We start from the raw sequence: 25,635 nt of genomic DNA, 5'->3' as shown, positions 1-25,635 counted from the left end.
ATTATTAACTCCTAACTTATGGATTACACCATAATTTATTCAAGCTGATATAGGTAGGTGTCTAATCCTTTTCTATTGATAGTAGAAAGGATTAGACAAGCGAGAGGTGTTTCAATAAGTTTATTTTTAAAAAAACTTTCTGTATACTTTTATATAAATTAATGAAGGGGTGGGAATGTGAATAATACTCATCAGTTAGCAACTTTTGCCGGTGGCTGTTTTTGGTGTATGGTCAAGCCATTTGATGAACAGCCGGGGATTATAAGTGTTTTGTCTGGATATACAGGGGGAACAATTGAAAATCCAACCTATCAACAGGTTTGTTCCGATACGACTGGACATTATGAAGCCGTTCAAATTACCTTTGATCCGGATATTTTTCCGTATGAAAAATTATTGGAATTATATTGGCAGCAAATTGATCCAACCGATCCGGGCGGTCAATTTTATGATCGCGGCCAATCCTACAAGACAGCCATCTTTTATCATAATGAAATCCAAAAAGAGCTTGCTGAAAAATCTAAACAAGCACTTGATGAGAGCGGGCGCTTCTCAAAGCCAATTGTGACGCCTATATTGCCAGCAAAAACTTTTTATCCTGCTGAAGAATACCATCAGCACTATTATAAGAAAAATAGAACTCATTATGAGTCATATCATGTCGGATCCGGTCGTGCGGGGTTTATTGAAAGACATTGGGGGAACAAACATAGAAAATAAAGAATTAAAAAAACAATTAACACCTATGCAATATGAGGTAACGCAAAAAAATGGAACAGAACCGCCTTTTCGAAACGAATATTGGAATGAAACAAGGGAAGGTATCTATGTAGACATCGTTTCTGGTAAGCCATTATTTAGTTCGCTTGATAAGTTTGATGCCGGCTGCGGGTGGCCAAGCTTTACGAAACCAATTGAAGCTGAAGAAGTAATTGAAAAAGAAGATTATAGTCATTTTATGATTCGGACAGAAGTCCGAAGTAAATCAGCTAATTCCCATTTAGGTCATGTCTTTGATGATGGACCACAGCCAACAGGTTTGCGCTATTGTATTAACTCAGCGGCATTAAGGTTCATCCCAAAAGAGAAGCTTGAGGAATCAGGCTACGGGGAATTTATCAACCTATTTAATGACAAATAATTAGGGCGTCCATTTAGGACGCCTTTTTGTTGAATAGATATTACATCTCCGATGACTTCTGTTTAGAGGTCGATGTCATTCCACCAGAGAGGACAAACTTCATCGCATCCTCTGCCTTTACATCAATAATCTCTACTTGATCCTTAGGAATTAAAAAAGTAAATCCGGCCACTTGAAAAGTTTGCGGAATATAGACGGCTACATGTTCCTTTAGGGGAGAATAAAAATCCTCCAATTCCTCTGAGGTAATAAACCCAATACTTCTCATTTCTGTTCCGGGGATTACCACCAAAGCCACTTTGGAAAAAGATTTCTTATCACCAAGGAAGGATTGAACGGTATCTTTTATAACCGAATAAATCGTCTTAACAACAGGAATTTTTTCAAGCAGGTAATCAATAAATTTAATGATTTTCCCGGTTATATATTTAGTGGACATCCAGCCTAAAACCGTAATTAGGATGACAGTAGTTAAAAGACCAAATCCAGGTATGTAATCATCTTTGAAAAAGGGTCTTAATGTGTTGCCAAGGATACTGTCTAAAAATAGAAAGGTTTTGTAAATAACATAAATGACCAGAATAATTGGAACAATCGTTAAAATACCATTAATAAAATTCTTTAATATTGATTTCATCCTATCACCCACAAAATTATCATTGTCTCTCATCATATAGGCGAATGCACATACAGGTCAAGCATCTAGTTCATAGTGTACTTATGAAAAGAGAAATATTTGTTGAGGAGTGAATGTTAATGTATCATGGTTACGGTTATGGTTTTGATGGCGGCTGTGGTTATCCTGCATACCCAGTAGGTGGATGCGGAGGCTTTGGCTTCGGCTTTGGCGGATTTGCGTTAATTGTTGTACTATTTATTTTGTTAATCATTATTGGCGCAAGCTGGACTTTTTAATAAAAACGAAATGGCTGACCCCAGAGGGTCAGCTTTCTTTTTTTAGGTTTAAACTTTTTCGTAAAAGTGCAATATTTCTTTAGCAGACCTTATGAATTAAGATGATAGAATGAAAAATCACTTCATACAATGGAATATAGCTACTACTTATTTTGAGAAAGAAAGTGGTGTCCATGGTGGAAAAATCATTTCTAATCAAACCGATGTTAGATGAGCTATACCCGGTCATTGATTATGGCAAAGGGGTTTATTTATTTGATATGGAAGGGAAAAAATACCTGGATGCTGCTTCAGGTGCTGTAACTGCGAACATCGGTCATGGGGTAACGGAAATCATGGAAGCGATGCTCGAACAGGCCAAAAAAGTCTCTTTTGTTTATCGTTCACAATTTACAAGTGAAGCTGCCGAAAAACTTGCCGAAAAAATCGCAAAAATGATACCGGGTGAGCTGAATTGGAGTTTTTTTGTGAATAGTGGTTCCGAAGCAACCGAGACTGCTATGAAAATGGCTATCCAATACTGGCAAGAACAAGGGATTCAAACAAAGACAAAAATTATTTCAAGATGGGTTAGTTATCATGGTATTACAATGGGAGCGCTCTCGATGTCTGGCCATCGAGGAAGGCGGGCACGGTTTGTTCCTCTCTTAGAAGATTTTCCTGCCATTCATCCACCCTATTGCTACCGTTGTCCTTACAATCTGGAAGCCCCCTCTTGTAATTATTTGTGCGCCCAAGAATTAGAAACCTCCATTAAGCGAATAGGTGCTGAACAAATCGCAGCCTTCATAGCTGAACCGGTAATTGGTGCAGCGGGAGGTGCGATTGCTCCGCCGAAGGACTATTTTAAACAGATAAAAAAAATCTGCGACGATCATGGCATCCTGTTTATCGCAGATGAGGTGATGACTGGGTTTGGGAGGACAGGAACGATGTTAGCCTGTGAACACTGGGGAATCGTACCTGATATTGTTGCATTTGGAAAAGGAATGGGGGCAGGATTTGCTCCTATAGCTGCTGCCGTAGCAAGTGACAAAGTCATGGAGCCGATACTAGCTGGTTCAAAGTCAGTAATGAGCGGACATACCTTGAGTGCCAACCCACAGTCATGTGCGGTGTCTTTGGCAGTACTGGAGTACTTAGAAAAAAACGAGATTTTGAAAGAAGTAGATTCGAAGGGGATCTATTTGAAAAATCAGCTTGAAAAGTTAAAGTCACAATTCTCATTTATTGGAGACGTTCGAGGAAAAGGCTTATTGCTGGGAATTGAACTGGTCACAGACCAAAAAACGAAAACCCCATTTCCGAGGACGTCCACTGTTACAGCAAAAATAATAGAACTTGCTAAAGAGAAAGGATTAATTGTCTACCCCGCAGGTGCTGGATTAGATGGAGTAAATGGAGATGCCATAATTATTTCCCCTCCCTTAACCATTACTAAACGGGAGATAGAAGAATTGATCTTACTGGTAAAAACCACTTTTACAGCTTTTTCTAACGAAATTAGTACAGGAATGGGGGGTGGACATTAGATGGAAAACCCATTTGGAAAAATAACTACTGTAGGAGCTGTCATGAATTGTTTTTACGATGGAATGACCTTAATGTTCGGCGGTTTTGGAGGGGTTGGTACGCCCCCAACCATAATTGATGCGATTTTGGATAAGGGTATTCAGGATCTTACCTTAATTGGCAATGATACAGGATTTCCCCATATTGGTATAGGTAAAATAGTTAGCCGTGGACGCGCCAGAAAAGTTATTGCCTCACATATTGGTTCCAATCCCATTGCAGGCAAGCTCATGCATGATGGAAAGCTGGAGGTTGAGTTCTCCCCACAAGGAATATTAGCTGAACGAATCCGTGCTGGAGGGGTGGGACTGCCAGCTATTTTATCTGATATTGGGATGGACAATGAAATCGTATCTAGAGACAAACCCCGATATCAGCTTCATGGAAACGAATATCTTGTGGAAACTGCTTTAACAGCCGAAGTTTCGATTGTCTATGCCAAAAAGGCAGATTTCTATGGCAATTTAATTTATGACAAAAGCGCCCGTAATACGAATCCGCTTGTGGCAATGGCTGGGGAAATCACCATTGCTGAAGTTGAGGAAATTGTCCCAATGGGTAGTCTTGACCCAGATGAAATTATAACTCCTGGGGTATTTGTTGACTATATCATTTCTTCGCAAGGGGTGAATTGGCGATGGGCATGGGAGTAGATATGAGAAACCAAATGGCTAAACGGGCAGCAGAGGAAATTCTCACTGGAATGGTGGTTAATCTCGGGATTGGAATCCCCTCGCTTGTTCCCAACCACCTGTCTGAAGAAACACGTGTGATGTTTCATGCGGAGAATGGGATTACTGGAATGGGACCCAGTCCCCTTAAAGGAGAAGAAGATGAGAATTTGTGTAATGCCGGCGGCTTTCCGGTCACCTTAATAAAGGGTGGTTCCTATTGCGATAGTGCTGTTGCCTTTGGAATGATCCGCAGGGGCAGGGTGGATATAACTATCTTAGGTTCCCTTCAGGTAAGTCAATATGGTGATTTGGCGAATTGGATTGTTCCGGGGAAAAAAGTCCCGGGCATGGGGGGAGCAATGGAACTCGCCCACAAGGCCAAAAAGGTGATCGTAGTGATGAATCATTGTGATAAACACGGACTCCCCAAAATTGTTAAAACATGTACACTACCCTTAACTTCCTCTCGCTGCGTGGATTTGATTATTACAGAATTAGCTGTCTTTAAGGTATCTAAAGAAGGATTGCTTTTGACAGAATTATTTGCCCCATATGATCTTGATTTTGTGGCCAGTAAAACAGGCTGTGAATTTAACGTTTGTGAAAGTATTCGCACCATACCATACTAATCGGGAAATCTGGCTTAAGGGGGAAACCCAATGGAAAAATATGAACACCTTGTAAAGCAATGGCTGAAGGAAAATCAGGCTCGAGCAGCACGGCTTTTGCAACTGCTGGTCCGAGAAAATAGTACACGGGGAAATGAGAGCAGTACACAAGCTATTGTCATTGAGAAATGTCGCCAGCTTGGATTAACGCTAGATATATGGGAAATTGGCGGTGATGAATTAAAAAGCCACCCAGCCTACTGCTGCGACCGCCACAGTTTTGAAGGAAATCCGAATTTGGTCGCTGTATTAAAAGGAGTTGGTGGAGGAAGGTCGATTATTTTAAACGGTCATATAGATGTGGTCCCGGTTGGAGATGAGTCGAACTGGGCAGATGATCCATTTAGTGGGGCGATTGAGTGCGGCAAGCTTTATGGAAGAGGGGCAACCGATATGAAAGGGGGGAATGTTGCCCTATTAATGGCAATGGAAGCGATTATTGCCTCTGGTATAAAGCTAAAAGGAGATGTTATTTTTCAGAGTGTTATTGAAGAAGAAAGTGGTGGAGCGGGTACACTTGCGGCGGTTTTAAGAGGATATCAGGCAGATGGAGCACTCATACCAGAACCAACCAATATGAAAATATTTCCTAAACAGCAAGGTTCTATGTGGTTCCGTATTACGATAACGGGTAAAGCGGCACATGGAGGAACAAGATATGAAGGCGTAAGCGCTATTGAGAAATCTCTTCAAGTGATTCAAAGTTTGCAACAATTAGAGAAAGATCGAAATGCTAGAGTAACTGATCCTCTTTTTAATAAAATTCCTATCCCTATCCCCATTAATATTGGCAAAATGATGAGTGGAGAGTGGCCTTCATCTGTCCCTGATACCGCCCTGATAGAAGGAAGGATGGGTGTATCTCCTGAAGAAAGCATCCAATCCGCACAGCTGGAAATGGAAAAGTGCTTAGAAAAGCTGTGTGACCAAGATGAATGGCTGAAGAAACACCCTCTCAAGCTTGAATGGTTTGGCGGCAGATGGCAGCCAGGAACGCTTGAGACTAATCATCCGTTAATCAATGAATTAACGAACAGCTTTATAGAAATAAAAGGAGAGCAGCCTGTTATTGAAGCAAGTCCTTGGGGTACAGACGGAGGAATCCTATCGACTGTTGGTAATACTCCTGTTGTCGTCTTTGGTCCCGGTATAACGGAACTGGCACATGATGCTAATGAACATATCCTCCTGGATGATTTGTTTGCAGCAAGTAAAATCATAGCCTTAACCATATTAAGATGGTGTCAAATAGAGGAAACTTACTAATTGGTTCGGTTCCAGATTGCTAAAATCATATTATGAAAATGACCAAATCCGGCAATTATTTGGAAAATATAAGTTTCTAGTCTGGCTATTTCCCAGTCAGACTTGAATTTCGTTTTCAATAAATAATGAAGCTCCGATTTTATAGACAGTTGCCTAAGGAGTGACTTTATGAACCAAACCGCATCTACTATCTTCGTGAATGAAGCTAACTATTTTTGTGAATTATATGTAGATCCTTTTAACAAACGAATCAGGGTTGATGATTATCGTGGAAATACAAAACTTTTATTGGAGAGAGTAACAGAGCTTGTTACACAGCATCAAACGGAAAAACTCATTATTAAAGGCCGTTGTGAAGACTTTAAAACGTTTATCGAAGCGGGACTTCAGCCGGAAGCCATAGTGGACCGATATTTTCTTGGCTCAGACGCCTACTTCTTTTCTAAATTTTATTCACCTGAACGCAGAAGGAGTGACCATTGGATTACCGAGGATGGAATGATTCAAAGTATTTACCAATTAAGCTCTACTAAAGATAAAACAATCCCTCCAAAGGAATATAAATTAAAAAAGGCAGATGAGAACAGTGCTGATGAGCTTTCGTCCTTATATAAACAAGTATTTCAGATCTATCCAACACCATTGCATAACCCTGATTATGTAAAAAAGACCATGAAGGATGGGACAATCTACTATATTTTTACGTATCAAGGGAAAATAGTCAGTGCTGCTTCTGCTGAGATAAACGCTTATTACAAAAATGCTGAACTAACGGATTGTGCAACGTTAACAGAGCATCGGAAATATGGGCTTATGAAACTAATCCTTAAGGAACTAGAAAATGAATTAATGAATAATGGTATTTTTTGTGCTTATTCCATTGCTAGGGCTTTATCGTTTGGGATGAATGCTGCATTATTCCAACTGGGGTATTCATACAGAGGCAGATTCATGAATAATTGCTACATCTACGACAAACTAGAGAATATGAATATGTGGGTAAAAAATCTGGCAAACTGCTAAAATTTTGGCTTAGGTGCCAATTTTTCAGCACCCTTTATTCTATATAAAGGCAGGTGAATAACATAGGACAATTAATGGCATTAACACAAGAGGTTCTGACTGCCATTCTCAAAAGTATTGATGAAGGAATCCATGTTGTCGATACCGGAGGACTGACGATCTTTTATAATGAAGTAGCTGCCAAACATGATGGGATGGATGTAGATGAAGTGTTGGGAAAGCATTTAATGGATGTATTTCCTTCCTTGACAGAAGACTCGAGCACCCTTTTACAGGTAATAAAAACAGGAAAGCCCATTTTTAATCAAACTCAAGTATACGTAAATATTCACGGAGTGAGGATTGACACCATTAATACCACGCTGCCCATTTTTGTTAAAGGAGACATCGTTGGTGCAGTGGAAATTGCCAAAGATTTTTCTAGAATGAAGCTGCTTGCTGAAAGGCTGTTAGACTTACAAAAAGGTCTTTTTAAAAGTACCTCTAAAAAGCGTGCAAAACAGGTAAAGTATACCCTAAATGATATAAGAACAATTAACCCAGATTTCCTCAATACCAAGGAAGAGGCTAGGAAACTGGCAAAATCAGATGCACCGATTCTTGTCTACGGAGAGTCTGGAACTGGAAAAGAATTGATGGTCCAGGGTATTCACCATGAATCCCATCGTTCGGAAGGTCCGTTTGTGGCTCAGAATTGCGCAGCTATACCAGAAACGCTGCTTGAAAGCATTCTTTTTGGAACTGCAAAAGGTAGTTATACAGGGGCGGTTGACCGTAAAGGACTGTTTGAATTGGCCGACGGCGGCACCCTTTTTCTAGATGAACTTCATACAATGCCGGTAGAGCTTCAGGCGAAACTGTTACGGGTATTAGAAGACGGATTGATCCGCAGGGTTGGCAGTTCACAAAATATTGCCGTCAATGTCCGAATTATAGCAGCCATGAATGTCCACCCGCAAATGGCCCTCCAAGAAAAGATGATTCGCCATGATCTTTATTACCGCTTAAACGTGTTTACCTTTTCTCTCCTGCCATTAAGGGAAAGGAGAGAGGATATCTTGTATTTAACCGATTTTTTTATACAAGAGTTTAATAGACTTTTAAGTAAGACCATTCAAGGTGTTGAAAAGAATCTAGAGATCTTCCTAACAGGTTATCAATGGCCTGGTAACGTCCGGGAACTTAAACATACGCTTGAATACATGATGAATGTATGTGAGGGAAATCTCCTAAGGTTCGATGATTTGCCGGTTATCCTGAAACCGAATTCTGCCTGTGTTCAAGGAGATAACCATTCTCCCGAAAATCTCTCATTAAGAAAGAATTTGGTCAATATGGAGAAAAAGCTTATCATAAGTGCTCTCGAACTATCTAGGGGAAATATCAATCAAGCTGCCAAGCTCTTAGAAATTCCAAGGCAAACTCTTCAATATAAATTAAAAAAGATCCCTTACTAACCGCCGAATTTTCGGCGGTTTTTTTGAATCTTAAAGGATGCTCAACCAAGAATCAGCTTTTTTTACGGACTGTAGAGTTGGCACAATTCTTGCATATTATTTAATAAAGCAAGTTAGGGGGAACTAATATGAAACCATTTTTATATAAACCAAACAGACATTGGCAAGATATAGAGCTTTGGAAAGACGTGACCGAGGAACAGTGGAATGACTGGCTATGGCAGTTAACCAATACGATTCGTACAGTTGAAGATTTAAAAAAGGTCATCCACTTAACTCCTGATGAAGAAGAGGGGGTAAGAATTTCCACTAAGACCATTCCTTTAAATATCACACCATATTACGCCTCATTAATGAATCCAGATGAACCAAGCTGTCCGATTCGGATGCAATCGGTACCAATTTCAAAAGAAATCTACAAAACCAAATATGACCTAGAAGATCCCTTACATGAGGATGAGGATTCCCCGGTACCGGGACTAACACACCGCTATCCTGACAGGGTGCTTTTTCTCGTCACCAATCAATGCTCCATGTACTGCCGTTATTGTACGAGAAGGCGTTTTTCAGGTCAAATTGGCATGGGTGTACCTAAGAAACAGCTTGATTCCGCAATTTCCTACATCAGACACACACCTGAGGTGCGCGATGTATTAATTTCCGGCGGGGATGGATTGTTGATTAATGATAATATTTTAGAATATATCTTGAAAAATTTACGTGAAATTGATCATGTGGAAATTATCCGAATTGGAACGAGGGCACCAGTGGTTTTTCCGCAGCGGATTACCGAAAACCTTTGCAATATTTTAAAAAAATATCACCCAATTTGGTTGAATACTCATTTTAATACCTCGATTGAAATTACAGAAGACTCAAAAAAAGCGTGTGAAATGCTGGCAAATGCTGGTGTGCCTGTTGGAAACCAATCTGTCATTCTTGCAGGAATTAATGATAGTGTCCCAATTATGAAGAGACTCATGCATGACTTGGTAAAAATCCGTGTCCGACCTTACTATATCTATCAGTGTGATCTATCAGAGGGAATTGGGCATTTCCGTGCTCCAGTTTCTAAAGGATTAGAAATTATCGAGGGATTGCGGGGGCATACGAGCGGATATGCTGTGCCAACCTTTGTTGTCGATGCTCCAGGCGGAGGCGGGAAAATTGCTTTGCAGCCGAACTATTTAATTTCGCAAAGTCCAGAAAAGGTCGTTCTCCGAAATTTTGAAGGCGTGATTACCTCTTATCCGGAGCCTGAAAACTACGTTCCCGGCAAGGCCGAGGAATATTTTGCGAAAGTGTATCCAGACATGGAAGAGAAAAAATCCCATGCTGGGATCGCCGGGATTATGAATGATCAGCACTTTAATTTAGTTCCGGAAGGTTTAAATAGACTCAATCGCCGAAAGCAATACCATCAGGATCCTGCTCATTCGTCGTTAAAAGATAAACGGAGTAAACGGGATGAATTAAAGGAAAAAAAATTCAAAGCCTTGACAGAGAAAGAAAAGGATAATAACACTAGTCAAAATTCAAATTAGACAATCAGACCAATGAGGACTAGGAGGAGTGTGTGATGAAAGTGGAATGTGAATGGTGTAATAGTTCTAATGTGAAAGCTGCTCATGACTCTGTTTTCTGGGAATTACCGGACGGCTCAGGAGCAATTGAAATAACAGAAACACCTACTGAGCATTGCTGTGATTGTAATATGATCTACCAGAGCGAGAGGATTGTAAAAGAAATAGAGGATCAATTATTCTTAATTGATTGCAGGAAAATTGGAAAAGTAATTTCTTACGAAGAGTTAATGAACAAACCAAGATTATTAAAAAAGAATTATTTTGATTTTTCGAGTTAGCAAAAGAGCAGCCCTTAAGAGGCTGTTTTTTGTTATTCCACTTTCAGTAAGTCCAACTGGACGACACTACTTGTATCCGTTATAGTAATTCATAAGGAAAATGACTTGTTTCCGAATTGGACAAGAAAGGCGTTCGAAAGTATGAGAAAATCATTTTATCATTTTTTAATGAAATATAGACATCCTGCCCCAAAGGATGATATTAGTGTTTTTGCAAACAATGCGTTTTTGGATCATAGTTTTCCAAAAACTTCTGCTGACTATCATGAAATAAGTTCCTATCTCGAAATGAACGGGCAATATTTGAAATCAATGACGGTTTTTGATGAAGCCTGGGAAGATTATATTCATTCTGAGAGTTAAATAAGCGCTAATTGATCGCCTCGAGGAGGCGATTTTTTCATTTCAAAAATTGTCATGCGCGATATTTTTAACCGTGCATATAATATTGTAATCATCATACACGACTAATCCATTTGAGGGGATGGGAGGATATGGCAAAGCGAAAGAAACCAAAGTATAAGATCGGTGATACTGTCGTGATCACCATTTATGGTACGGTTGGAAAGGTTACCGATATCAAATTATTAGACGGTAATTATGTTTATGAAGTAAATAAGAGTGAGGGCCTTTATATAGAAGAAGCCCTGCAGTTACTCTCTGAATATGACGGTACTGTTGTAGAACAGGAACAGATTGATATCGAGTATAAATTCTTTTTTGGCGATTTAGTTCAAGTGAGTGGATATGGTGCAGATTTGTTTAAGGTAGTCGGTTTTAGAACAGAAATTTGGCGTTACAAAGAAGATGCCTGGGAAGATGTCATTTACGAACTATCTCGGGTGAGCGATGGAGAATGGCTCGAAGCAGGCGAAGAGGAATTAACCCTTGTCGCAGATGCTGAGAATGCAGATACCTTCATCCAAAAGCTGGGTCTCCTATACTTAGTCAATAAACAAGAAAAAACGGATAAAAATCCTAAAGTTCAGAGCATGGTCCGAAAGGCAGAATATGAGGAAATAGAACGAAAAAAAGAAAAAAAGGAATTAATTGACAATCTATTGGACATCTTTAATGATTACCGAATTTTATACGAAATGTTTCAAGACCAAGAATACTATCAAGTGATGCGGGTAATACTTAGGAAATTAGAAAGTCTGGTAAATAACGATGGGAAAAGCCATGTTTAACTACCATCTTGAGATCTCGAGCAATAAATAGAGAACAAAGGGAATTCCAGCCCATTTAATAAACGAAAACATGGAATTAGTCAACTTGTCAACTAGTCGGAGGGTGTATCCATCCTCCTTATTAACATCTTCAATAAATGCCTCTAACTTCAATTGGAAATTTGACATTCAACCACCTCATTAAGTCTTTTTTTACATCCTATGCTTGTCCATCAAAAATAAGACAAAAAAATTTTAGTGAAATTTTTTATATGATTATCCCTTTTAAAAGTAACTAGCATGAAAAAGCAGTGACCATCATACATTCTCTAAAAAGGGGGGGCGATGCTATGAGAGAAATCGAAGTGTTTATTGATACGGAGGAAATTGCCGAATTTTTCTTTCATGAGCTGGTGAAGCGGGGTTACGTTCCTAGCGAAGATGAATTAGAAGAACTCGCAGATATAACCTTCGAATATCTTATCGAAAAGAGTATTATTGATGAAGAAGTAGAGGATGACTAACAATCTCTTAAAGGAGTCTTCCTCATTAATGATAGAATGGCAAAAGACGAGCATGCTGCTCGCTTTTTGTTTGTATTACATATGGACCGTTACGACTATGAGGTATGGATTATTTTTTTTGCTTTGCTGAAACCTTTATCTGTCTGCCTCGTATATATGAATACGAATCTAAGGAGGGGTTTTAATGTTAAAGAAAATCCTTAAGTCTCTTTTTAACAGTAAACTTACCCATCATCACAAATATTCATCTTCTAGTGATGCATGGAAAAAAATGAATCACCATAAGCATAGTCACTATGGACACCACCATTACAAAAAGAAAAAATATAAAAGCGGCAGTTTTTTATCTAGTTTTTTTAGCAGCTAAAAAGGTATTTGGATGCTAAAGCGGTCCGTTTTGTTCTTGGCGAATTTGTTGGAAAAACCCTTACCCTCGGAAGAAGTGATCGCTGGAAAATTTAAGGTGATAAAACATCTAGGCATGGGCAGCTATGGGCACAGTTATTTAGTAATGGATCTCTTCACCCAGCAAATGAAGGTTTTAAAAGCATTAAGGATTCACAAGAGAATGACAAAGTCAGGCAAAAAAGGATTTGAACTGGAAAAGGAATTATTAAAGTCTATTAACCATCCAGGATTCCCTCATTTTTTCGAAGAGGGATCAGACAAGGAAAAACCTTTTTATACAATGGAGTATATAGAGGGTAAAAATTTCGAACAGCTTATTTTTTCTGAGGGCTGGACAATAACAGAATTGGGTGCCTTTAAAATTGTTGAAGAATTGCTAACCTTAATCGAATATTTGCATAGTAGAGACATTATCCATCGGGATATACGGATTCCAAATGTAATCTTCGATGGGTCGAAGGTCAGGCTTATTGACCTCGGGTTAGGGAGATATATAGGACAGGAAAAAGTAGATAAAATAGTAACAAAACAGATAGATTTGCGAAGAGGGGTTAATTTCCAAGCCGATTTTTATGGACTTGGCCATTTCCTGTTGTTTTTGCTATATTCTAATTTTTCCTTTGAATCGCACAAAAAAGAAAAAAGCTGGGAAGAGGAATTAGATGTTTCATCTTGGGCAAAACACATTATTAGAAGACTCTTACAAATTGAATCAGCATATGACGATTGTTCACAAATCAGAGAAGATATAGGAAAGTTGAGTTACTAGGGGGAGAAATGATGTCATTTTTTAACAAAGTATTTGCTAGTGTAGGCATTGGAGCTGCTGAGGTGGACACGAAGCTTGAAAAGGATACGTACATGCCGGGAGAAACAGTTCAGGGTGTGGTCGTTATTAAAGGAGGGAAGATTGATCAACAGATTGATGAGATTTATCTTGCCTTGAATACCACTTACTTAAGAGAGTCGGATGACCGTAAATACTCAGTAACAGCAACCATAGACCGTTTTCGCTTAACAACACCTTTCACGATACGAGCCAAAGAGAAAAAGGATATTCCTTTCTCTTTTCAGCTTCCGTATGATACGCCGCTTTCGATTGGCCGGTCAAAAGTATGGGTAACCACTGGGCTTGATATTAAAGGTGCTGTTGACCCAAGTGATAAGGACTATATAAAAGTGATACCAAATCCGTTAATGTCGGCTGTTTTCCACTCAGTTGAACAGATGGGATTCAGTATCCGTGAAGCTGATTGTGAGGAAGCACCACGCCGACTCCGCGGGCGATTACCCTTTGTTCAGGAATTTGAGTTTATTCCTACTTCTGGCCGGTTTCGTGGAAGATTGGATGAATTAGAAGTAGTTTTCTTCCCCGCTGGTAATGGTACTCTTGACATTATGTTCCAAGTTGATCGGCGTGCTCGAGGATTATCAGGATTGTTCTCTGAGGCATTGGGAACAGATGAGACCAATGTAAGATTAACGGTAACGAACGGAGATATACCATCATTACAGCAGAAAATTCAAAACGCCATCCAAAGGTATTCATAATGAAGATGCACAATAGAGTCTTGGGACTCTATTGTTTTTTTTTGAAAGATAAATGAAAATCGACAAAAATAGTTGATTTTCAAGGGAGGATAAACCATCCCTTATCGCCAATTATTTTAAGTAAGATAATCAAATAATTGGAGGAATAAGATGATCAAAATGTTGACGAAAAAGACAAGTATTCTTTACGATGTGACGATCTTTCAAACTCCAAAGTATCGTGAACATAGAGGTTATAAAGAGGTTCATCGGACAATCATTACCGCTAACTGCCGCAAGCAATGTTTAGATGAAGCCTTTAGCCGTTTTAATGTGACTGACAGAATTCCAAATAATTATAAAGGAAGGTTTATGGCGACAGGCGATATTATTTTAATCGATGAAGGCCGCAGCGGCCAATTTTACTATCAATTAAAACCTGGAGGATGGGTACCAGTAAACCGAATTAATATTAGATAAATACATAAAACCTAAGGAGTGACCTTAGGTTTTTAATTTTTTTGGAAGTTGGTCGATTAGTTTTTACGTTCTGCAGCACTGAATTCTTTAGCATGTGCATCATGCTCTGCCACAATGGCTTCAGGTGGGATGTGATTGTTCTTCTTTTTCCCACGTATACGTGCTCGGTGTTTTTTTCCCATCATTACCCCTCCTTTGACCTTAAAAATAGCTTCCCACATTTTTAAAAAATCATGTCCTCGTTTTCAATAAAATACGTTTATGATATAGTGTCTATGGTACAAACTTATTACTGTACTTACTTTTTTAGGAGGTTTATTTATGAGTGTACATATTGGGGCAAAAGAGAATGAAATTGCAGAAACAGTTTTACTTCCTGGCGATCCTCTTCGGGCAAAATATATAGCGGAAACATTTTTAGAAGATGCAAAATGTTACAATGAAGTTCGGAATATGTTTGGTTTTACTGGTACCTATAAAGGGAAAAGAATTTCTGTGCAAGGAACAGGAATGGGTGTTCCTTCTATTTCGATTTATGTCAACGAATTAATGCAAAGCTACAATGTTCAAAATTTAATTCGGGTCGGCACTTGTGGTGCGATCCAAAAGGACGTAAAAGTTCGGGATGTCATTTTAGCGATGACTAGTTCAACCGACTCTAATATCAATCGTCTCACTTTTGGACATGTTGATTTTGCTCCTACAGCAAATTTCGACTTGCTTAGAAAGGCTTATGATGCAGGACTTGCAAAAGGACTTAATCTAAAAGTAGGAAATATTTTCACAGCTGATTCATTTTATAATGATAATGCTGACCTTGAAAAATGGGCTAAATATCAAATTCTTGCGATTGAGATGGAGACAACGGCTCTATATACGTTAGCTGCAAAGTTTAATCGCAGGGCGCTTTCTGTTCTTACTGTTAGTGACCATATCTTAACAGGAGAAGAAACAACAGCAGAAGAAAGACAATTAACCTTTAATGATATGATTGAAGTGGCATTAGAAGCTGCAATCAAGGAATAATAAAGGTTTACGCCTCTTCCAAAATGGAAGAGGTTTTTTCTTGTCTATAAAGGAACTCCATAATAAAATGGAGAATTTAATATACAAATGAATAGATTGTGAAAATATCATCGAAATTTAAAATATGATAAGGAAAAAAGGCAAATAAGTGACAAAATTCATACACATGTTGTGTTAAATAGGGTGCTGGGGTATTGTATAAAAGAGGTGAAAGAAGTGAAAGAGCAGCTCAAAATAGATATTACGGGTATGACCTGTGCAGCATGTTCCACCCGAATTGAAAAAGTGCTAAATAAAATGGATGGCGTTGAAGCCAATGTTAATTTACCGTTGGAAAGAGCCGTCATTTCATATGAGAAAAACAAGGTAACGAGTCATGATATTATCGTCAAAATTGAAAATCTGGGCTATGGCGTTCGGTTTGAGAAATCCGAATTTAATATCTATGGGATGACTTGTGCAGCATGCTCAACAAGGATTGAGAAAGTGCTAAACAAAATGGACGGCATTAAACTAGCGACCGTAAATTTAGCAGCTGAATCAGCACGTGTTGAATATAACCCGGGGGAAGTTACGATAGAGGGCATTAAAGATAGAATTAATAAACTTGGTTATGAAGCGAAGGAGAAAGGGAAAAGGGAATCAAAACAACAGCATAAAGAAGAGGAAATCAAACAAAAGAAACAAAAGTTCCTCCTTTCTGTAATATTATCTATTCCGCTTTTGTATACAATGCTGGGCCATATCCCAATCGATTTGGGCCTGCCAATGCCGCATTTATTAATGAATCCTTGGTTTCAATTTCTTTTAGCCACACCGATTCAGTTCTATATTGGTGGTCCCTTTTATATTGCTGCCTTTAAAGCGCTTAAAAACAAAAGTGCAAATATGGATGTCCTTGTTTCCTTGGGTACCTCTGCGGCTTATTTCTATAGTTTGGGAGAAGGGATAAAGACGATTCGAAACCCTTTCTATATGCCACATCTCTATTTTGAAACGAGCGCAGTTCTTATTACGTTAATTCTACTTGGTAAGTTATTTGAAACAATCGCAAAAGGAAGGACAACTGTTGCTATTTCAAAACTGTTAAACCTTCAGGCCAAGGAAGCAACGGTGATAAAAGATGGGAAAGAAACTCAGATTCCAATAGATGAGGTAAAAGCAGGCGATCAATTAATCGTAAAGCCTGGAGAGAAAATTCCCGTTGATGGGCAAGTAATCCAAGGGCAATCTTCAATTGATGAGTCGATGATTACGGGTGAATCTATCCCTGTAGAGAAAACGGTTGGTGACATACTCATTGGGTCGACCATAAATAAAAATGGGACACTTACCATGCTGGCAACAAAGGTAGGAAAGGATACTGCTCTTGCTGGGATTATTAGAATTGTCGAGGAAGCACAAGGCAGTAAAGCGCCAATTCAACGGCTTGCAGATACGATATCAGGCTATTTTGTCCCTGTAGTAGTAGCCATATCCGTTTTAACGTTCATTATTTGGTATTTACTTATTAGACCAAATGATTTTCCTTCTGCGCTAGAAACTGCGATTGCGGTTCTCGTTATTGCTTGTCCGTGTTCTCTTGGTCTTGCAACCCCAACCTCCATCATGGTAGGAACGGAAAAAGCTGCGGAAATGGGAATTCTTTTTAAGGGTGGGGAACATCTTGAGACCGCCCACAAAATCAATGCAGTGGTATTTGATAAAACAGGTACCATTACAAAGGGAGAACCTGTGGTTACCGATTTTATTGCCTACCAAGATGAGAAAAAGGTCCTTCAGTATCTTGTTTCTGCGGAAAAGTCTTCTGAACATCCCCTAGCGGAGGCAATTGTAAAGTATGGAAGGGAAAAACGTTCAAGCACCTTGCCTGTAAAGCGTTTTAATGCGATACCAGGGTATGGAATTGAGGCGAAAATTGGCGATGATGAGGTTTATGTGGGAACGCGGAAACTTATGAATTTAAAAAGCATTTATTACCAAAATTCGGAAGAAGACTTACTGCGTTTTGAATCAGAAGGAAAAACGGCAATGTTTATTGCCATTAATGATACGATCATGGGAATGGTGGCGGTTGCGGATACAGTAAAAGAAACCGCCGCTCAGGCCGTTCAGCAATTAACGGATTTAGGCATCAACGTATATATGCTTACCGGTGATAATGATCGGACAGCTAAGGCAATTGCCAATCAAGTTGGAATCCAAAACGTTATTGCCGAGGTCCTGCCTGAAGAAAAAGCCATCCATGTAAAGGATTTACAGTCTAAAGGGTTAAAGGTAGCAATGGTAGGTGATGGGATTAATGATGCCCCTGCTCTCGCAGTGGCCAATATAGGGATTGCGATTGGTACCGGAACAGATGTCGCCATTGAAGCAGCTGATATTACCATTCTTGGCGGAGAACTAACTTTGGTCTCCAATGCCATTTCTTTAAGTAAAAAAACGATGCAAAATATCCGGCAAAATCTGTTTTGGGCACTTATTTACAATTCTGGAGGTATTCCGATTGCAGCAATCGGATTACTTGCTCCATGGGTTGCAGGTGCAGCAATGGCCTTCAGCTCGGTATCTGTTGTAACCAACTCGCTTCGCTTGAAGAGGGTTAAAATATAATGTGAAAAGCAGTGGAGGACCAAGGCTGTGATTTAGCCTAAAATGAACGGCATTACCACCAGGTAATGCCGTTTTTCTTCGAAAAATTTATATTCATTAACTTTTCTTTGTTAATTTTATATAAAAGATGTTATTCTAATCACTAAGGGTTTACTATTTTAAAATAGGCTTCTAAAAAAGGTAAGATTACCCCGTTTTATTGCTGGTTTACATTTTATATTTTTATGGTGAATGAAAGTGGTGAAGGCTTTGGAAGAAAATAATGGAGATCAACTGAAGGCTGAAGAACAAAAAGTAGAACAAGAGCAAGTGACCGAAAATAAATCAGGTTATATACGCTTGAAAAAGTTTCATTTTATTATGCTGCTATTTTTCCTTGTTTTCCTGTCGGCTGGGATTACAACCTTCGCTCTAGCGTTTGGAAAAGATAAAGTAGTAACGGTTGCGCCGGAGAGAACTGAATTTAATAAATTTTATGAGGCGTTTGATACCATAACGAATGGTTATTACAAGAATGTTAATCAGAAGAAGTTGATTAATGGTGCAATTGACGGCATGGTCAAATCACTTGATGATCCTTATTCTGACTATATGAGCAATGAAGAAGCAAAAAGTTTTCATAGCAGCATCTCCTCTTCATTTGAGGGGATTGGGGCAGAAATACAGGAAAAGGATGGCCATATTATCATTGTTTCTCCTATTAAAGGATCCCCTGCCGAAAAAGCAGGTTTAAAACCCAATGATATGGTCATTTCGGTAAACGGAAAGAGCCTTCAGGGCATGAATTCGACAGAGGCTGTAACACTGATAAGAGGAAAAAAAGGAACAAAGGTGACACTTTCGATTCAAAGGCCAGGTTTGGGTGCACCAATGAATGTGCCGATTGTGCGTGATACGATTCCGATCGAAACAGTGTATGGGGAAATGGTTGATGCTTCGATCGCCAAGGTTCAAATAACTAGTTTTTCTAGCAACACATCTAAAGAATTAGTCACTACTTTAAACGATCTACAGAAAAAAGGGATGAAAGGGCTGGTTCTAGACTTACGCCAAAATCCCGGGGGATTATTGGATCAAGCCGTAAGTATAACTAGCATGTTTGTTCCTAAAGGGAAAATTATTGTTAAAGAACAAGATCGTAACGGTAAAATTAAGGAAATTGCTTCCCAAAATGAAGGCAATCCTGATTTGCCGCTCGTTGTTTTAATTGATAAAGGAAGTGCTAGTGCATCTGAAATATTTGCTGCAGCTGTAAAAGAATCCGCAGGTGTTCCATTGGTTGGTGAAAAGTCCTTTGGAAAAGGTACCGTTCAAACAGCAGCTGATTTTAAAGACGGCTCCAATTTAAAGTACACGATTGCAAAGTGGTTAACACCAAATGGCAATTGGATTCATAAAAAGGGTATTGTTCCCGATGTAGAAGTGGGGCTGCCTGAATATGCGTCATTACCGATTATTGATCCAGATAAGGAACTGGCGTTGTCCTCTTCTTCGACAGAGGTACAAACGGCACAGAAGATGTTAAAGGCGATTGGATATGATCCAGGCAGGGTAGATGGATTCTTTGACGAGAAGACAAAACAAGCTGTTATCAAATTTCAGACAGCTCAGAAGCTTCCAGCTAGCGGTGTGTTAAAGGGTGATTCTACCTTAAAGCTGATGGATGCATTGCGTGAGAAGTTAAAAAACAGCGATACTCAATTACAAAAAGCAGTTGAGGTATTAAAAGGCCGTATGAAATAAAAATGGTAACCCGATTCCAATTGGAGTCGGGTTAAACTTTATTATAGAAGGGAAACAAGTATGAATAAGGCAGAAGTATACATATTGTCAGGATTTTTAGGAAGTGGTAAGACAACATTATTAAAACGATTGTTAGAGGACGAGCGCAGCCGTGGGAGAAAAGTGGCTGTCTTAATGAATGAACTTGGTCAAGTTTCAATAGACTCAGATGCAGTAGAAGAAGATGTTTTGTTAAAAGAGTTATTAGGAGGCTGTGTTTGCTGTTCCATACAGGACGAACTTGAAGCACAGCTTCAAGGACTATTAATGAAGGAGCAGCCGGAGGTAATCTATATTGAGACAACGGGTGCGGCCCATCCAGTTGAGGTATTAGATTCCATCCTTTCCCCCTTGTTTGCCGATCAATTATGGATAAAAGGAATTATTACAACCGTTGATGGTACGAGGTGGAAGGATAGGAAAGCGTTAAGCCCCCAGCTGCAGCAATTGATCCTTGAACAGGTTAGGAATGCAGACTTTATTCTAATAAACAAAATAGATGAACTAAAAGAAGATGAGCAGGCTCAATTAATATTTGAAATGCATGGGTTAAACTCAAATGCGCAGTGTATACTAACCCACTACTCGAAAGTTCCAATTGAAAAGCTTAGAGAATTGTCTGTTACTTCTCAAAAGGAATCTAGCCATATCCACTTAAACTTATCGACGTTCGTTTATCAATTTCATAAACCAATTAGCGATACTGGCTTTGAAGAGTTTTTAAAAAATTTACCAGATACCATTTACAGGATTAAAGGATATATAAAGTTTCACTATTCGAAACAGCCATTTCTTTTCCAATATGCATATGGGATGCCAATTTACATGAAGGAATATATGAATATGCGGTTGAACTTGGTGTTTATCGGGGAAAACGTTGATTGGGGAATCATTAAAGAGCAACTTGCTGTACTTGAAAATGAGCCAGAGAAGATTAACTAGACTAAAAATGGGTGATGAATGAATGATTCATTCCACTTCAGGTAACTCTTTTAATGTAGCTAAAACCATTAAAGGAGGAGCATCAGTGAAGAAGACAGTATGTTTATTTTTAGTTGTTATACAAATCCTCCTAAATGGATATGGGGTAGAAGCCGCAAACGAGAAAAAAGACAACATAGAAATGCCGGACTGGAAAAAAGTGAATCAGTTATTACCCAAATACTCAAAGTTTATTGTTCAAGATTTGGAAACAGGAAAAAGGTTTAAGGTACAAAGACGTGCCGGAAGTCAGCATGCCGATGTCCAGCCGCTAACCGAAAAGGATACAAATATTATGAAAAAAATTTATGGGGGAAAATGGAGCTGGAAGCGCCGGGCTATTTATGTCATTCATAATAAGCAGAGAATTGCCGCATCTATGCATGGAATGCCTCATGGAGCGGGGGCATTAAAAAATAACTTTCCAGGCCATTTTTGTATTCACTTCTACGGTAGTACAACCCATCGCACCAATTCAATGGACTTGTCTCATATGCTTATGATCTATAAGGCAGCAGGCCATTTAAATCAATACCTGGCAAAAGCTGATCCCTATCAGGTTATTAACGCTTATGTTGCAGGCTTTAAACAGCAGGATTCTGCCATTGTCTCAAAAACTTCATTGCAAATAGTAAAATGGATCCCAATTCTCGACAAAGTTGAAAATGTTCGGATAATTAGACTAGAGCAGCTGCCACCTGAAGACCTTACTGAAGAAATAAGTTTAGACGTGCCTGCTGTGATCGATTGGCACCTTAAAGGCATAGGCAGGCAAACTTTTCAAGGAGAGATTCACTTAATTCGTTTTTCTCCAGGAGATGCATGGAAAGTGGATTCTAAGTCATTTCTAAAAGAAAATGACTTCTAATAAACAAAAACACCTTTAGGTCTGCTAAAGGTGTTTTTAAAATTTTCAACGCTGTTCTCCAAACTTGATGAAGGTCAATTCATCTTCAATTAAGCCGCAGGCACCGCATTGAACACGATATTCAGGTCCGTTATAAGGAAGATGAAATGGCTCAAGCTCATTCTTACTATATTCGTGAATAACATCTCCTGATTGAGGATCGAGCTTAACTGATTGAGAGACCTGTTGAATAATGTTAAAACGACTTCGGTTGGTTTTACAATTAGGGCATTTGTAGGGAGTTGACATAAGTTTCTCCTTTCATACTATTGTTAAACATTATTTTTTGCAAAAATATTGGTAAATATGTAACAATGCTAATGAAGGTCCAAAATCCATAAAGAACGAACTATGTTAGGGGAGAAATACTGTGAAAAAGCTAGTCCTGATGTTAATTGTCACCTTGTTTTTAGGTTTAGTCGTTTCCTGCAGCAAGCAAGAGAATCACACAGGTGATATGCCAAAAATGGTAGATGTAAATTTGTCCGTGAATCCTAATCCAGGAGAACCGAACAAACCTATTACATTTGAGGCAAAAGTTACGCAAGGAAAGGAAAAAATCAATGATGCGGAAGTGACCTTTGAGGTCTGGCGGTCTAAAGATACAAATCATGAGAAGATTGCTGTTAAACACTCAGAAGATGGGGTCTATCGGTTAGAAAAATCGTTCCAAAAAGAGGGGACTTATTATATTGTCTCACATGTAACTGCAAGGGATATGCATAATATGCCTAAGAAGGAGTTTACAGTTGGGTCACCGAGTGAGAAGGAAGATGCGGCAGCTGATCACTCAATGGACGGCATGAACATGGATGACCATAAAAATAATTAATCATTATTGATTATACAAAGGATAAGACAGCCATTTGGCTGTCTTTACTAGTAAAAAGAAGTTTAAGTTTGTGTGTGTTATTCTTCTTTTTTTGCCTTGATATTTACTGTTGCTTCCTTTCCTAATTTCTGTTTTACAATTTCATTTACTTTTTCAGAAATATCTCCTTCATATGTTGAACCAATGTTCAGCCTTCCTGATAACTCCTTTATACCTACTTGGCCAAAATTATTAGCATAATCTAAGTGTTCAATCACGATTTGATCAACCTGCAAATGGTTAATTTGAACCATTGGAGGATTGTCATTTTCTTTTTTTGCTGTAGGGATACTTATGGATTTTACCTCGTTGTTGACATCATTAATTTTTGATTCTAGTGATGAAAGCTTGTTTTCCAATTCCGATATTTTCTTCGTAAAAGTTTTATTTGAAGTGAACAAGCGAAAGAAGAATTGCATAAAAACCCTCTATTCAGAATTGGTTTATTCTCAAACCGAAACGGGATAGCTTCCTTTAATTAATCTTATTTGTAATTACCGGAAACATGCAAAAAAAATCAACGTTACAGAATTTCTGTCACGTCGATTTGTGAGTATTGCATATCAATATTTTTAGGAATTTTTATTTCTAGAACCCCGTCTTTATAATTTGCTGTGCCGCCTTTCTTTTTAACAATAGCCGGAAGAGTAATCGTATTAGAATCTTCTCGGTCAGGAATATGCTCAACAATAAGCTGATTGGAAGTATGGTAGATACGAAGCTGGTTCAACCATTCTTCGTTACGAATGGGTATTCTTACAAAAACATAATCATGTGTTTCAAAGGCGGTGGAATTTAATACATTGGCTGACCTTTGTTTTGTATCAGAAGTTTGGAAGTTGCGAAATAAATCTTGATGATTCATCATGTCGCCCATATTGTTGGGCATTATTTTTCCAATAAGTTCCTGAACGTAATTGTTAATTTCATCTGGTTTCATTTTTTGTAATGAATCTTTCATATCTTTTGTAAAAGGAAACATATTCCAAGGAAACATTCTCGTTCAACCTCTCTAAAAACTAAAATTGATTTGCAATTGGTGCGGAAGGGTTTGCAATTTGGTCTTGGTCACTAATATCTGTGTCACCAAAGCCATTTAAAGAAAAAGAACTCGAAGGAGATAAATCCCCTAAGGCAAAATTGGATCCTACCCATTTTTGGTTGGCGGTATGGCTATTCTGGACAGAGGGCCCTAATGAAATATTTGCATTGTTCGCTATGGAATTCGTCTTGATATTAAAAATGTTTATCTGAAAAGGCATTTTTTTCAGTCCTTTATCTCGAATTACTATAGACATTCGCTGGATTTGCGATATCACCCATATCATTCAGATCTGGATCAATAAAAACATTCTCCATGGCCGCAGTTGGCGGTGCAAAATCTCCATAGGATGAATTTTGACCTTGGGATTTAGAATTAGCTGTATGTGCATTATGAAGGGCTTCGCCGATGTTGACAGACCCGTTGTTAGAAACACTGTTGATTTTCAGGCTGAAGATATTAATTACAGTCTGCATCCTGTCACATCCTTTATTGTTGTTATCCGTATCATATGCAACTACTCGCCCATCCGTTATTAAAACTTCCTAACCCATAAAACGGGACAGGAGATAAAATTTGCATATATAAACATTTCTTTTTAACATATATATAAAGAGAGAATCTTTTTATAGAGAGGTAATGATTGTGAACAAGAAAACGGCATTGATTACAGGCGGAGCTTCTGGTATCGGCAAAAAAACGGCAGAACTGCTTGCGGAAAATGGGTATCAACTTGTGATCAACTATCGAAAAAGTGAATCAGACGCTGTTTTCTTAGCAAAGCAATTAAGTGATCATTACGGGACGAAAAATATTGCCATCCAAGGCGATGTTGCCAACAAAGAGGACTGTATACGAATTGTGAATGAGACTATTCTAGCTTATTCGGGTATAGATGTCTTAGTTCATAATGCTGGTCCATACATACATGAACGAAAAAAACTGACAGATTACTCTTTCGAGGAATGGGATTATTTAATCCAAGGTAATTTAACAGCCGTATTTTATTTGTCAAAATTGATAATACCTTTAATGAGGAAACAAAACTGGGGGAGAATTATTACGTTAGGGTTCGATCGGGTTGAAACTGCACCAGGCTGGATTTTTCGATCCGCCTTTGCTGCGGCTAAGACTGGTTTAGCATCCTTAACTAAAACCATGGCAATGGAAGAAAGGGAGCATGGAATAACCGCAAATATGATTTGCCCTGGAGATATCACAAATGAATGGAAGGAAAAAAACATTAAAGATTCCCTCTTATTAAGCAGTGAACGGCAATCGGTAGGAAGACCGGGAACGGGTGAAGATATTGCTCGTGTTATCCAATTTCTAATTGATGAGAAATCAGATTTTATTACTGGAAGCATTATACCAGTAACCGGCGGGTTTGATGTCCTCGGAAAGGCATTAAGAACGTAAAGAGTAAATAAGTTCTAAAACTTTTGAACAATTTGATTTTGTGAATGGATTTGGCAGCTTTTGTAGATAATAGAATTTATTCATCTATGAAAGGAGCAAAGAATAGAATGAGTTTTAACATGAACCGAATTAATCCAAATCAAACCCAGGTTTTTTTTCATGATGGCCGCTTTGAAACGTTAACAAATGAGGAATTAGACGAATTTTTGCTCCATATGGGGATTAGTGAATTGAATTATGATCAAAATGCATTTGAATCATGATTTTTATAAAAAATGAAAAGCAATCGGCTAGCCGATTGCT

34 protein-coding genes are annotated in these 25,635 nt (G+C 38.6%); 26 read left to right on the top strand and 8 right to left on the bottom strand.

Annotation, left to right across the window (positions count from 1 at the left end; translation table 11 throughout):
• Nucleotides 1–228: 228 nt before the first annotated feature.
• Nucleotides 229–720: a peptide-methionine (S)-S-oxide reductase MsrA gene (gene msrA / locus V7077_RS01025; protein WP_420489601.1), complete on the top strand. Its 492-nt coding sequence runs from the start codon at nt 229–231 to the stop codon at nt 718–720.
• Complete coding sequence (msrB, locus tag V7077_RS01020; protein WP_335498096.1) at nt 710–1,141, top strand: peptide-methionine (R)-S-oxide reductase MsrB; 432 nt, start codon at nt 710–712, stop codon at nt 1,139–1,141. Before msrA ends, msrB begins: the two co-directional genes overlap by 11 nt.
• A gap of 40 nt (nt 1,142–1,181) precedes the next feature.
• Here msrB and V7077_RS01015 read toward each other — a convergent pair whose 3' ends face one another.
• Entirely contained in the window at nt 1,182–1,778 is a 597-nt protein-coding gene (locus tag V7077_RS01015) for a DUF502 domain-containing protein (RefSeq protein ID WP_335497969.1), read from the bottom strand.
• 119 nt (nt 1,779–1,897) lie between these two features.
• On the opposite strand from V7077_RS01015, the gene V7077_RS27700 reads away from it, so the two are divergent.
• The 11 genes from V7077_RS27700 to V7077_RS00960 all read left to right on the top strand — a co-directional run bounded on the left by V7077_RS27700 (nt 1,898) and on the right by V7077_RS00960 (nt 11,770).
• Entirely contained in the window at nt 1,898–2,056 is a 159-nt protein-coding gene (locus V7077_RS27700) for a YjcZ family sporulation protein (protein WP_420489597.1), read from the top strand.
• 176 nt (nt 2,057–2,232) lie between these two features.
• Nucleotides 2,233–3,588 carry an aspartate aminotransferase family protein gene (locus V7077_RS01005; RefSeq protein ID WP_335498095.1) on the top strand — a complete coding sequence of 452 codons (1,356 nt, stop codon included), beginning with the start codon at nt 2,233–2,235 and terminating at the stop codon, nt 3,586–3,588.
• Nucleotides 3,589–4,281, top strand: coding sequence for a CoA transferase subunit A (locus tag V7077_RS01000; RefSeq protein ID WP_335497968.1), 693 nt, complete (start codon nt 3,589–3,591; stop codon nt 4,279–4,281).
• The gene (locus V7077_RS00995; protein ID WP_335497967.1) at nt 4,266–4,931 is read left to right on the top strand and encodes a 3-oxoacid CoA-transferase subunit B; all 666 of its coding nucleotides are present in this window, start codon (nt 4,266–4,268) and stop codon (nt 4,929–4,931) included. The genes V7077_RS01000 and V7077_RS00995 overlap by 16 nt, the downstream gene beginning before the upstream one ends.
• Nucleotides 4,932–4,961: 30 nt before the next feature.
• Nucleotides 4,962–6,236, top strand: a complete 1,275-nt coding sequence (locus V7077_RS00990; protein ID WP_335497966.1) for a peptidase — start codon at nt 4,962–4,964, stop codon at nt 6,234–6,236.
• Between the two features lie 168 nt (nt 6,237–6,404).
• A complete protein-coding gene (gene ablB, locus V7077_RS00985) occupies nt 6,405–7,259 on the top strand; it encodes a putative beta-lysine N-acetyltransferase (RefSeq protein WP_335497965.1) in 855 nt (284 codons plus the stop codon).
• A gap of 74 nt (nt 7,260–7,333) precedes the next feature.
• On the top strand, nt 7,334–8,716 hold the full coding sequence (locus V7077_RS00980) for a sigma-54 interaction domain-containing protein (RefSeq protein ID WP_335497964.1): 1,383 nt from the start codon (nt 7,334–7,336) through the stop codon (nt 8,714–8,716).
• A gap of 128 nt (nt 8,717–8,844) precedes the next feature.
• The gene (gene ablA, locus V7077_RS00975) at nt 8,845–10,260 is read left to right on the top strand and encodes a lysine 2,3-aminomutase (protein ID WP_335497963.1); all 1,416 of its coding nucleotides are present in this window, start codon (nt 8,845–8,847) and stop codon (nt 10,258–10,260) included.
• Nucleotides 10,261–10,295: 35 nt separating this feature from the next.
• Complete coding sequence (locus V7077_RS00970) at nt 10,296–10,580, top strand: YokU family protein (protein WP_335497962.1); 285 nt, start codon at nt 10,296–10,298, stop codon at nt 10,578–10,580.
• Nucleotides 10,581–10,721: 141 nt separating this feature from the next.
• Nucleotides 10,722–10,943, top strand: a complete 222-nt coding sequence (locus V7077_RS00965) for a YozE family protein (protein ID WP_335497961.1) — start codon at nt 10,722–10,724, stop codon at nt 10,941–10,943.
• A 131-nt stretch (nt 10,944–11,074) separates the two neighbouring features.
• Nucleotides 11,075–11,770, top strand: coding sequence for a hypothetical protein (locus V7077_RS00960; RefSeq protein ID WP_335497960.1), 696 nt, complete (start codon nt 11,075–11,077; stop codon nt 11,768–11,770).
• Here the strand turns inward: V7077_RS00960 and V7077_RS00955 are convergent, their stop codons facing one another.
• Nucleotides 11,771–11,938 (bottom strand): hypothetical protein, encoded by a 168-nt coding sequence (locus tag V7077_RS00955; RefSeq protein WP_335497959.1) that lies wholly within the window; start codon nt 11,936–11,938, stop codon nt 11,771–11,773.
• A gap of 161 nt (nt 11,939–12,099) precedes the next feature.
• On the opposite strand from V7077_RS00955, the gene V7077_RS00950 reads away from it, so the two are divergent.
• The 5 genes from V7077_RS00950 to V7077_RS00930 all read left to right on the top strand — a co-directional run bounded on the left by V7077_RS00950 (nt 12,100) and on the right by V7077_RS00930 (nt 14,691).
• Nucleotides 12,100–12,273 (top strand): YozD family protein, encoded by a 174-nt coding sequence (locus tag V7077_RS00950; protein WP_215042916.1) that lies wholly within the window; start codon nt 12,100–12,102, stop codon nt 12,271–12,273.
• Between the two features lie 184 nt (nt 12,274–12,457).
• On the top strand, nt 12,458–12,640 hold the full coding sequence (locus V7077_RS00945; RefSeq protein ID WP_335497957.1) for a hypothetical protein: 183 nt from the start codon (nt 12,458–12,460) through the stop codon (nt 12,638–12,640).
• A gap of 96 nt (nt 12,641–12,736) precedes the next feature.
• A complete protein-coding gene (locus V7077_RS00940) occupies nt 12,737–13,450 on the top strand; it encodes a serine/threonine protein kinase (protein ID WP_335497956.1) in 714 nt (237 codons plus the stop codon).
• Nucleotides 13,451–13,461: 11 nt separating this feature from the next.
• The gene (locus V7077_RS00935) at nt 13,462–14,232 is read left to right on the top strand and encodes a sporulation protein (RefSeq protein ID WP_335497955.1); all 771 of its coding nucleotides are present in this window, start codon (nt 13,462–13,464) and stop codon (nt 14,230–14,232) included.
• A 150-nt stretch (nt 14,233–14,382) separates the two neighbouring features.
• Nucleotides 14,383–14,691, top strand: coding sequence for a YodL domain-containing protein (locus V7077_RS00930; protein ID WP_335497954.1), 309 nt, complete (start codon nt 14,383–14,385; stop codon nt 14,689–14,691).
• A 56-nt stretch (nt 14,692–14,747) separates the two neighbouring features.
• Here the strand turns inward: V7077_RS00930 and V7077_RS00925 are convergent, their stop codons facing one another.
• Nucleotides 14,748–14,873: a hypothetical protein gene (locus tag V7077_RS00925; protein ID WP_335497953.1), complete on the bottom strand. Its 126-nt coding sequence runs from the start codon at nt 14,871–14,873 to the stop codon at nt 14,748–14,750.
• Nucleotides 14,874–15,012: 139 nt separating this feature from the next.
• Between V7077_RS00925 and deoD the strand changes: the two genes are divergently transcribed.
• The 5 genes from deoD to V7077_RS00900 all read left to right on the top strand — a co-directional run bounded on the left by deoD (nt 15,013) and on the right by V7077_RS00900 (nt 21,961).
• On the top strand, nt 15,013–15,717 hold the full coding sequence (gene deoD, locus V7077_RS00920; protein WP_335497952.1) for a purine-nucleoside phosphorylase: 705 nt from the start codon (nt 15,013–15,015) through the stop codon (nt 15,715–15,717).
• A gap of 216 nt (nt 15,718–15,933) precedes the next feature.
• On the top strand, nt 15,934–18,330 hold the full coding sequence (locus V7077_RS00915) for a heavy metal translocating P-type ATPase (protein ID WP_335497950.1): 2,397 nt from the start codon (nt 15,934–15,936) through the stop codon (nt 18,328–18,330).
• Nucleotides 18,331–18,561: 231 nt separating this feature from the next.
• On the top strand, nt 18,562–20,073 hold the full coding sequence (locus tag V7077_RS00910) for a S41 family peptidase (RefSeq protein ID WP_335497949.1): 1,512 nt from the start codon (nt 18,562–18,564) through the stop codon (nt 20,071–20,073).
• Nucleotides 20,074–20,133: 60 nt separating this feature from the next.
• Nucleotides 20,134–21,054 (top strand): CobW family GTP-binding protein, encoded by a 921-nt coding sequence (locus V7077_RS00905; RefSeq protein WP_335497948.1) that lies wholly within the window; start codon nt 20,134–20,136, stop codon nt 21,052–21,054.
• 85 nt (nt 21,055–21,139) lie between these two features.
• The gene (locus V7077_RS00900) at nt 21,140–21,961 is read left to right on the top strand and encodes a hypothetical protein (protein WP_420489596.1); all 822 of its coding nucleotides are present in this window, start codon (nt 21,140–21,142) and stop codon (nt 21,959–21,961) included.
• Between the two features lie 45 nt (nt 21,962–22,006).
• Here V7077_RS00900 and V7077_RS00895 read toward each other — a convergent pair whose 3' ends face one another.
• Nucleotides 22,007–22,249, bottom strand: coding sequence for a DNA alkylation repair protein (locus tag V7077_RS00895; protein ID WP_335497947.1), 243 nt, complete (start codon nt 22,247–22,249; stop codon nt 22,007–22,009).
• Nucleotides 22,250–22,370: 121 nt separating this feature from the next.
• Between V7077_RS00895 and V7077_RS00890 the strand changes: the two genes are divergently transcribed.
• On the top strand, nt 22,371–22,832 hold the full coding sequence (locus V7077_RS00890) for a FixH family protein (RefSeq protein WP_335497946.1): 462 nt from the start codon (nt 22,371–22,373) through the stop codon (nt 22,830–22,832).
• A gap of 77 nt (nt 22,833–22,909) precedes the next feature.
• On the opposite strand, the gene V7077_RS00885 is transcribed toward V7077_RS00890, so the two are convergent.
• From V7077_RS00885 to V7077_RS00870, 4 genes are all read right to left on the bottom strand, one after another.
• Nucleotides 22,910–23,290, bottom strand: a complete 381-nt coding sequence (locus tag V7077_RS00885; protein WP_335497945.1) for a hypothetical protein — start codon at nt 23,288–23,290, stop codon at nt 22,910–22,912.
• A gap of 104 nt (nt 23,291–23,394) precedes the next feature.
• A complete protein-coding gene (locus V7077_RS00880; RefSeq protein ID WP_335497944.1) occupies nt 23,395–23,868 on the bottom strand; it encodes an Hsp20/alpha crystallin family protein in 474 nt (157 codons plus the stop codon).
• 22 nt (nt 23,869–23,890) lie between these two features.
• Nucleotides 23,891–24,133, bottom strand: coding sequence for a spore germination protein (locus V7077_RS00875; RefSeq protein WP_335497943.1), 243 nt, complete (start codon nt 24,131–24,133; stop codon nt 23,891–23,893).
• A gap of 13 nt (nt 24,134–24,146) precedes the next feature.
• Nucleotides 24,147–24,389: a spore germination protein gene (locus tag V7077_RS00870; RefSeq protein WP_335497941.1), complete on the bottom strand. Its 243-nt coding sequence runs from the start codon at nt 24,387–24,389 to the stop codon at nt 24,147–24,149.
• A gap of 169 nt (nt 24,390–24,558) precedes the next feature.
• Here V7077_RS00870 and V7077_RS00865 point away from each other — a divergent pair, with 169 nt between their 5' ends.
• Both V7077_RS00865 and V7077_RS00860 read left to right on the top strand, forming a co-directional pair.
• Complete coding sequence (locus V7077_RS00865) at nt 24,559–25,332, top strand: SDR family oxidoreductase (RefSeq protein WP_335497940.1); 774 nt, start codon at nt 24,559–24,561, stop codon at nt 25,330–25,332.
• A 107-nt stretch (nt 25,333–25,439) separates the two neighbouring features.
• Nucleotides 25,440–25,595 (top strand): hypothetical protein, encoded by a 156-nt coding sequence (locus tag V7077_RS00860; RefSeq protein WP_335497938.1) that lies wholly within the window; start codon nt 25,440–25,442, stop codon nt 25,593–25,595.
• Nucleotides 25,596–25,635: the final 40 nt, after the last annotated feature.

Source organism: Neobacillus vireti (assembly GCF_036962465.1).
Classification (GTDB): Bacteria; Bacillota; Bacilli; order Bacillales; family Cytobacillaceae; genus Neobacillus; species Neobacillus vireti_B.
This window is presented reverse-complemented; position numbering and strand designations above follow the sequence as displayed.